The 9290-nt window shown below is 43.8% G+C and carries 4 protein-coding genes; 1 reads left to right on the top strand and 3 read right to left on the bottom strand.

From position 1 onward, the window contains the following. The first annotated feature begins 203 nt into the window (after positions 1-203). On the top strand, positions 204-980 hold the full coding sequence (locus K4A83_RS13505) for a PspA/IM30 family protein (RefSeq protein ID WP_265265117.1): 777 nt from the start codon (positions 204-206) through the stop codon (positions 978-980). 89 nt (positions 981-1069) lie between these two features. Here the strand turns inward: K4A83_RS13505 and K4A83_RS13500 are convergent, their stop codons facing one another. The 3 genes from K4A83_RS13500 to K4A83_RS13490 form a co-directional block, all read right to left on the bottom strand. Then, entirely contained in the window at positions 1070-2011 is a 942-nt protein-coding gene (locus tag K4A83_RS13500) for an NAD(+) kinase (protein WP_265265116.1), read from the bottom strand. A 128-nt stretch (positions 2012-2139) separates the two neighbouring features. Further along, complete coding sequence (locus K4A83_RS13495) at positions 2140-3141, bottom strand: fatty acid desaturase family protein (protein WP_265265115.1); 1002 nt, start codon at positions 3139-3141, stop codon at positions 2140-2142. Between the two features lie 234 nt (positions 3142-3375). Further along, on the bottom strand, positions 3376-9204 hold the full coding sequence (locus tag K4A83_RS13490; RefSeq protein WP_265265114.1) for an ATP-binding sensor histidine kinase: 5829 nt from the start codon (positions 9202-9204) through the stop codon (positions 3376-3378). Between the last annotated feature and the right edge of the window lie 86 nt (positions 9205-9290).

Raw genomic sequence — 9290 nt, 5'->3', positions numbered from 1 at the left:
CGCTCCTCTGCTCCCCTGCTCCCCCGCTCCCCTGCTCCCCCGCTCCCCTGCTCCCCCGCTCCCCCGCTCACTAATGCCCCTAACTCCCAAATCCGACACCCTCCCATCGGTCTTGGTCAATTCCCCCAGATAATGGCACACTAGAATTATAAGCAAGATCACTATTTATCGTTTTGTCCACCTCGCGAGGAATGTCATAGATTATGGGATTATTTGACCGGATTGGTAGAGTGGTTCGCGCTAACCTCAACGACATGGTGAGTAAAGCTGAGGATCCTGAGAAAATCCTTGAACAGTCGATTCTGGATATGCAGGAAGACTTGGTTCAACTACGCCAAGCTGTTGCCCGGGCGATCGCTACCCAAAAACGCACGGAACAACAGTACAACAAAAACCAAAGCGAAGCTAACACTTGGCAACAACGCGCCCAACTCGCCTTACAAAAAGGGGATGAAGGGTTAGCCCGCGAGGCGTTGCAAAGGAAGAAAACAAGCGGCGACACGGCGGCTCAACTCAAATCACAGTTAGAGGTTCAAAACACCCAAGTTCAAACCCTGAAGCGGAATTTAGTCGCCCTAGAGAGCAAAATTTCTGAAGCCAAAACGAAGAAAGATATGCTCAAAGCGCGAGTTCAAGCGGCTAAGGCCAATGAACAACTCCAAAGCACCATTAGCTCTATGAATACAGGGAGTGCGATGGGAGCGTTTGAACGGATGGAGGAGAAGGTGCTGGAGTTGGAAGCGCGTTCTCAGGCGGCCCACGAGTTAGGGGGTGTGGATTTAGAAAGTCAGTTTGCAGCCTTGGAAAGTGGCGGTGATGTTGATGATGAACTGGCGGCGATGAAGGCTCAAATGTTGGGCGGATCGGCACCGGATCAACAGGCACTTCCCCAAGGCACGACTCCGGCAACTAATACGACTCAAAATGTGGAGGTGGTAGACGCAGAATTAGAGGAACTCCGCCGTCAGTTAAATCAATAACTTTTGGGCTTTAAAACTTAATAGACATCTCCTACAATCCTCCTAGACTAATGGTGCAGTGCTAGTTTGCGCTCCATAGTGGGGGATGTCTAATTACTAATATTTTTTGACGTTGCATGATGATTATTACTATGGGGAACTCTTGTTCCAGCCCATTGGAGTTTCTCCCGTAGGGTTTGATAAAAGGAGTGTTTTTCCCGCAGGATAATAAATTTAGCGTGACATTGCGCCATCTGTACTTCAGCCCGTTGTCCGGGCCAGATTTGGGTGCCAATGACCCCATCGGTCCATAATTTGGTGTTGAGTTCGTAATCTCCTAGGGGCCAAGCATGAACGACGGAACCGGGGGGGAGGATAATGGGACGACTGGATAAACTGAGGGGACAAATGGGGGTAACGGCGATCGCTTCCATCCCCGGATGAATAATCGGACCATTAGCCGAAGCATTGTAACAGGTGGAGCCAGTGGGGGTGGCGACAATTAAACCATCCCCGTGATATTGGTCCACGACTTCCCCATCCACTTCCATTTCAATCACAGTAGTGGGCATTCGGTCAATACTGGCGGGTTTGATGCAAATTTCGTTTAAACATAGCACCGAATCGCTGACAATTTCGGGATGAGTGCGGCTTCCTTCGAGGATATTCGCCTGTAACATCATACGGGTTTGCACGGCGTAGCGATCGCCCATTAACCGTTCCCAAACCTGTTCCGTGTCTTGAAACGCCTCAAAGGGCTCCGTTAGAAAGCCTAATGTTCCCCCCACATTCACCGCCAAAATAGGAATTCCTTCGGCCGCTAAATGACGCGCTGCGGCCAAAGCAGTCCCATCCCCCCCTAACACAATCGCTAAATCAATCGGTTGGGTAATCGAGGCCAAAAACACCGGGTAGGGGTTATCTTTTGGACCACTGGGGCCCACTAAAACCCGACAGTGCAGTTGTTCTAGCTGACGGGCGCATTTTTCCGCCCACACTTCACTATCCCGGTTTCTCGCTTTGTGGATGATGATGACTTGTTTGAGTTGCACGAGTCTCCTCTCTTGCCTTGGTTGGTTTCCCTTACCCGATTGCTGCCAAGTCTCAAGAATTGATAATTGATAATTGAACGCTGAGTTTAAGGTAGGATTTCCCGATGGACTGTTCTTTTCCCCTTGTCTTATGTTGATTTCTCCGTAGCAGCCATGCGTGCGAGATGACGCTCTACGCCCATCATAGCGGAGAATAAATTTTCCTCATGGTAAGGAATGCCATGTTGTTGGCAAAAGGCTTTCACCACAGGACTCGCCCCACGATAGCGACTAATGGGAACCCACGGGAATAAATGATGTTCAATTTGATAATTTAATCCCCCAAAATAGTCATCAAACCAACGGGGAACTAAGACATTTCGAGAGGTAATGACCTGTTGTTCTAAAAAGGATAAATTATGATTGGGTGGAACGGTCGGCATCCCAATATGATTCACGGCAAACAGTTTCACCAATAAAATCCCCGTTACTGCCGTGATAAACAGGTAATTCACCACCGCAATCTGCCAGCCTAATATCACGGCAGGGAGGAAGAAATAAACGCAAAAGTGCAGGGGGGCGAGAACCATTTCACGCCGACAAAGTTTAGGATGTTTAGCGATATACAACCAACTAAGTCGTAAGTAGTCAAAATTATGGAACATGGCTAAAAACCAAACTAAAACCGCTTGATTCTTGACGATCCAGCGAATCCAGCCCGGTCTTTCAGTCGTATCATCCGCGTAGAATTTGACAAATAATGCCTCTACGTCGGGATCATTTTTTTCTTCGTTACAGTAACGATGATGGAGGTTATGTTTATGTTGCCAGAAGTGGAAACTTCCCCCCCCCAAGAAACTCATACTGAATTCCCCTACGAGGAAATTAATGATCTTGCGCTTGGAGAGAGAATAATGGCCTGCATCATGGGCAAAAAAGTAAAATTGCAGATTACTTAATGCTAAACCCAACAATGCGATCCAACGCCATCCACTGTGGGCAAAATGAAAGACTCCCCAAAAGGAAATGAGATGCAATCCACCATACAGCATTAAGCGGCGGATATGATGCCCTAAGTCGGGTTTAAAGAAGTCTGTTTGTGCAAGTTCTTGACAGAGTTTGCGATATAATTGTTGACCTGGATTTAACACACTTAAGCCTCATTAGCGAGCAATTCCAACAGGTTAGACTGGGGCAAACAGAAGCCGAGCCAGAGTTTCGAGTAAATTCTGTGCGATCGCATCCTACCCCACTGTTCCTGCTCCCTGATTGTACCTTGACTGGATCCCTTCCTTCTAGACCAAGCCGGGTGAAAGTTTTGCCCCATTTCAAACCTGAAAATAACATTAAAAATATTGCGTTTTGTAGCAAGTTGTGCTGTGGTCTTAAAGGAGGGGTAAAGTAATCACAAATTCAGTGCCTACTCCTTGTTCAGAATTCACCTGAATTTGACCATCATGTTTTTCTACCACAATTTGGCGGGCAATCGCTAAACCTAAACCTGTCCCTTTGCCCACTTCTTTAGTAGTAAATAAATCCTCAAACACCTTAGCTTTTATTTGGGGAGGCATCCCTACCCCATTATCAGTGATAGAAATTTGCACTTGTTTTTGCTCTGGCAAAACTTGAGTTTTAATCACAATTTGATTGTCAATTTCTCCATAAGCTTTTCCCAGATTAGACTCTTCCACAGCATCCACAGCATTACTTAAAATATTCATAAACACTTGATTCAGTTGCCCGGCATAGCATTTAATACGCGGTAACTCACCATAGTCCTTAATAATTTTAATTTCTGGATGATTTTGGGTTGCTTTGAGACGATGTTTTAAAATCATTAGGGTGCTATTTATACCATCATGAATGTTGCAAGCAACCGGATAATCTTTATCCGCCCGAGAAAAGGTTCTCAAACTGTGACTAATCTCTTGAATGCGCTTAATTCCTTCCCCCATCGACGAAACCAGTTGGGGCAAATCTTCCCGGACAAACTCAAAATCTATGCGCTCGATTTCTTCGAGAATATCCAGATCCGGTTCTGGATATTTAGCTTGATACAAATCAATTAAATTAAATAAGTCTTCAACATACTCTAAGGCGGGTTTAATATTCCCCTTTAAAAACCCAACTGGATTATTAATTTCATGAGCTATCCCAGCTACTAGATTACCTAGAGCAGACATTTTTTCATTCTGGACTAATTGTAATTGCATCGCTTGCAATTCTTGTAAAGTTTGTTCTAATTCCTCAGATTTACGACGCAATTCATTTTCAGCGCGACGACGAGCATCGATATCAATACAAGTGCCAATCCATTCCTTTACGTTGCCATCTTCTGCCAAAATTGGTACCCCTTGCACGGCAAAGTAACGGTAGATCCCATCAGCCCCCCGAATGCGGTACTCTGTTTTATAGAGGCTCTTCGTTCTGACGGCTTCCTGCCAGACTTCTATGGTATGGGCGAGATCATCGGGGTGCAAGGCATTCAGCCATCCAGTGCCTTGGACTTCTTCCGGTGTTTGCCCAGTATAGGCTGCCCAGTGGACGGTATCAAGGTTTACCCCTTCGGGACTGGCTAACCAGATAATCTGAGAGGTAGCTGTGGCTAGATAACGATAGCGTGCCTCACTAATTTGGAGTTGTTCTAAGGATTGTTCAAGTTGTTGAGCATATTGTTGAGATTCTTGATATAATCGGCTGTTTTCTAAGGCAACAGCAGCTTGAGAACAGAGAAATTTGAGTAATTCTAAGCGATGGCTTGTAAAAGCCCCCACACTGAGATTATTTTCTAAATACAAGACTCCAATTAAGCGCCCTTGATGGAGAATAGGGCTACACAAAATACTTTTCGGCTGATGGTTTTGGATATAAGGATCAGCCATGAATTCGCTGTTTCTACAGGCATCATCAAGGACTACAGATTCTAAACTTCGTCGCACTTTATAGACTACTGTAGTCGGGAGATCCTGAGTTAATGCTAAAGGAATGGGATCTAATTGCTGGGGATCTGTTCCGGCTTCTAATTTAGCCACAACTTGCAGGGCTTCTTGCTCTTTTAACAGCAAAATAGATTTACTCGCTCCGGCATTAACTAACATAATTTCTAATAAGCTAACACGCAATTGATCTAAGTCAATTTTACTGGTAACAGCTTGAGAGGCTCGAATTAACGTGGTTAAATCTAGCACTTGAGAAATATGGCTAGAGGTACTGGTTCCGGTAAGAGTTTGTCCGAGGATGGTTTCAGTTAAAGAATCGGCGATATCTGATTTATAGACAATCGGTTTAAGCAGTTGGACATAATGCCGTTCTAACTCTAAAACTTTGGCTTTTGCACCCCATCGAGCATAACAATAATAAGCATCCTGCATATATCCGGCGGCGACTTTTTCTTTTCCCCACGCTAAATAAAACTGGGCCGCTAGTTCATGGGCTAATGCTTCTTCCTGTATATATTGGTTGGTTTTTGCCCCGGCAATGGCTTGATCGTATAATTCTATGGCTGCTCGTTTTTGCCCCAAAATTCGGCATTTTTCGGCTTCGACTAAATCCCATTTATGTTGATAATTCATGGGGGCATAGTTTGCCCATTCTGCTAATATGGCTTGATGGGAAAGCGCGATTTTAAGCTGTTCGGCTTGTTCAGTTTCTGGGAGTTCATAACACAAGGTAAGAGAGGTTAAGGCGGCATAAAAATGAAATACGGGAATGTAGACAGTTCCCCCGACTGCCATTAAATATTGCTGGGCTTGGTTAATATATTGTTGAGCGTGGTTAAGGTTGCCAAATAGATAAGCTAAAATCAGTTTGTACACATAAACAACGGCTAAGGCTGTGAGTTCGTTATCTTGGTGATGTTTGGCAAGCATCACTGTTTCATCATAGCTTGCTCCCCGTAATACATCGGGCTGCTCTACAAGTTCTTGGCAATTATAAACTAGCTGTTGTTGAATTCTTAAATAGGTGAGGGGAGATTGTTGTTTAACTTGGGTTAACACAACACAATAGTTCTCCATGTCAGCTGCCCAATCATCTAGGCGAATTCCAGCAAAGAAACTATCATAGAAGGAGTTAAAAATGTTATAGCCTGCATAGAGAAAGTCTCCGGTTTCCATGGCGGCTAAATACCCTTCTTTTAAGGTTAGAATGGCAGCGCGTAAAGGTTCTTGGCGATGTTGTAAAAAGGTGCCAAACAATAACAGGGTGAGACATTTAAATTCTCGGGCATTAAAATCATGGAGTAGGATCAGGGCGACTCTTCCAAAACGATAGCCTTGGGTAACTTGTCCTAAAAAGGCGGATAATACCATGCCATACATCGCGTAACCAATGGTGGAAATGGGGGCATTTCCAAACTGAAGGGAAAGCTTAACCATTGTGCCGCAAAGAAGGGGTAAAAGGGCGGGATTCGCGAGGAAAATGGGGGCGAAGAGGATGGCTAAAATTTCCATGGCGGCAATGGTGAGGGGATCACTCATTATCGGCAAGTTGACTAATTCTTCAATTTCTCGCCCTTCTAGTTGGCTGGCAACGGTTTGCAGGGTGTTGTGGATGACGGTTTCATGGGCTTGGGCGGAAAATTCTACTCCTAGTTGTGCGAGGGCTTGTTCTCCGAGTGCGATCGCCTCTAACATTTGACTCTGGGCAACCATTGCTTTAATTTGGATCTCATAGATTTTGACCTGATCGAGGATATTTTGAGCCTGTTCTAATACTTGGTTGACTTCGAGTTTCATTCCCTCAAAATCCCCATTTAAATAAGCAGCTTCTGCGGCAGCAATATGAAGAGTTAAGGTCAGTTTATACTGCTTTTGCCAACTGTTCTCAGGTAATAATTGTCGTCCAGTGTCAATGAACTTCCGGGCGGTACTGTAGGCAGTGGAATGTCGGGCTTTTTGTCCGGCGGCTAGGTTTAATCGTGCGAGATGTTCTCGTTGCTGGGGATCGGTGATTAAGTCACGAGCAAGGTTAAAATGACCGACTAAATCAAACAGTCGTTCTTGTTTTTCTGGATCTGATAAGTTTTGCTCTAAAAGTTGCCCAATTTGTAGATGAGTGACGGGTTTTTCATGATCGGGAATTAGTGAATAACTGGCTTGTTGAATTCGGTCATGAAGAAAGCGGTAAGTGGGGTTAGCGGAAGCTTGTACAACTTCGTTGGGGCTTAATTGTGTAAAGAATTTATAGATTTTATTGGTGGGGATAACTAACCCAGTTTGTAAGGCTTCCCAGAGATTTATTGCTGCAAGTTGTGGGGAGGTTTGACTGACAATGGCAAGGGTTTGTAAGTCAAATTCTGCGCCAATACAAGCGGCGAGCTTTAGGCTATTTTGGGTTTCTAGGGGTAGCTTTTGAAGTTGCAGAGCCATAAACTCGACGACATCATTGGTGATGGCTAAGGCTTCAACTTGAGCAAGATCACATTGCCAATGGTTGATTTCCCAGTTGAATGTGATTAAATTATCCTCATGGAGGGCTTTGAGAAATTGGGTCGCAAAGAAAGGATTACCTTGGGTCTTTTTGTAGATTAATTTACTTAACGGTTGAGCTAGAGCCGGGTTACAGTTTAGGGTATCGGTGACTAATTGATTAATATTTTGTTCGCTTAAAGGTGCGAGGGTAATGGTGGTCAAATTAACTTGATTTTCGACAATTTTTTCTAGGGTGAGCATGAGGGGATGAATGGGAGATACTTCATTGTCCCGATATGCGCCTAAAAGGAGTAAGTAGTTGGAGTTATCTAACAGGGTTGGTAATAAGTTTAGAGAGGCGGAATCTATCCATTGTAGGTCATCTAAAAAGAGGACGAGGGGATGTTCTGGATGGGTAAAAACTTGTAGAAATTTTTGCAGCAGAAGGTTAAAGCGGTTTTGGGCAGGGGTGCCGGATAATTCTACAACGGGAGGTTGTTGACCGATGATTTTTTCTAGTTCGGGAATGACATCAATGAGCAGTTGTCCGTTTTCTCCGACAGCTTGGAGGATGTGAATTTTCCACTGTTCAATTTGTTGATCTGATTCTGATAGTAATTGTCCGATTAAGTCCTGAAAAGCTTGCACAAGGGCAGAAAAGGGAATATGGCGATTAAATTGGTCATATTTGCCTTGAATAAAGTATCCCCGTTGGCGTACAATGGGTTTATGGACTTCGTTGATTACGGCGGTTTTACCTATGCCAGAAAAACCGGCGACGAGCATCATTTCACTGGCTCCGGTGCTGACTCGTTCAAAGGTTGTGAGGAGTTTCTGAACCTCGGTTTCACGACCATAGAGGGTTTCTGGGATGAGAAAGCGATCGCAAATATCGCGCTGTCCTAGGGGGAATTCTGTAATAGAGCAGGTTTCAGTTAGTTGGGTTAAACACTGTTCTAAATCATATTTAAGTCCCAAGGCACTTTGATAACGATTTTCGGCATTTTTGGCCATTAATTTATGGACAATTTTAGCTAAAATTGAGGGAATTTGTGGGTTGACTTGATCCAAAGGTTTGGGGTTTCGGGCTAGATGGAAATGGACTAATTCCATCATATCGTCTGAGGTAAAGGGTAATTTTCCAGTGAGTAATTCATAAAAGGTGACACCCAAGGAATAAAAATCACTCCGATAATCTATCGCCCGGTTCATGCGTCCGGTTTGTTCTGGAGAAATATAAGCCAGTGTTCCCTCTAAGCCATGAGCATTTTCGATTTCTTGGGTTTCTCGGGGTAATAGCGAAGCAATACTAAAGTCAATTAGTTTAATTTGATGGGTTTCAGGGTTGATTAAAATATTGGCGGGTTTAATATCTTTATGGATAATTCTATTTTGATAAAGGTACTGAAGAATTTCAGCTAATTGGATGGCAATATTTAAAAAGTCTACTAAGGGTAAAGTTTTATGTTTTTCACTTGTTTTTTTTTGATTTTTAATGTAATCGACTAAGCAAATATCGCCGTCGTCTTCCATAATGAGAGCATAAATAATCAGAGGATAGGTGTTTTGATGGACTTCTAGGGCTAAGGGTTGAACTAGACCGGGGTGATTTAGGTTTTTGCTAATAGTGTATTGATTCCGAAACTGTACTAAATCATAAAAATTAGGGTACTCATCGCGCAGAATTTTAATCACAACAGGTTTTTGATCACTGTTGCGCATAGCTCTATAGACTAGAGTACGGGTTCCTGCATAGATTTGTTCTAGGATTTGGTAGCCGGATAAATTAGAGATAGTATTCATGACACTAAATTACAAGGGATAGTCTTATTATAGCTTTGGCTTTTCTTCTGTCGCTTTAGGGGAGTTGGTAGGAATTGAGGGAAACC

The sequence above is a fragment of the Spirulina subsalsa FACHB-351 genome (assembly GCF_026130165.1).
Taxonomy (GTDB): Bacteria; Cyanobacteriota; Cyanobacteriia; order Cyanobacteriales; family Spirulinaceae; genus Spirulina_A; species Spirulina_A subsalsa_A.
The sequence above is the reverse complement of the archived record's forward strand: the minus strand, read 5'-3'. Positions and strand labels throughout refer to the sequence as shown.

Bases quoted from the DNA above. Each gene is read 5' to 3' on its own strand.
- K4A83_RS13505 (WP_265265117.1), top strand. From the start codon at position 204: ATGGGATTATTTGACCGGATTGGTAGAGTGGTTCGCGCTAACCTCAAC.
- K4A83_RS13490 (WP_265265114.1), bottom strand. From the start codon at position 9,204: ATGAATACTATCTCTAATTTATCCGGCTACCAAATCCTAGAACAAATC.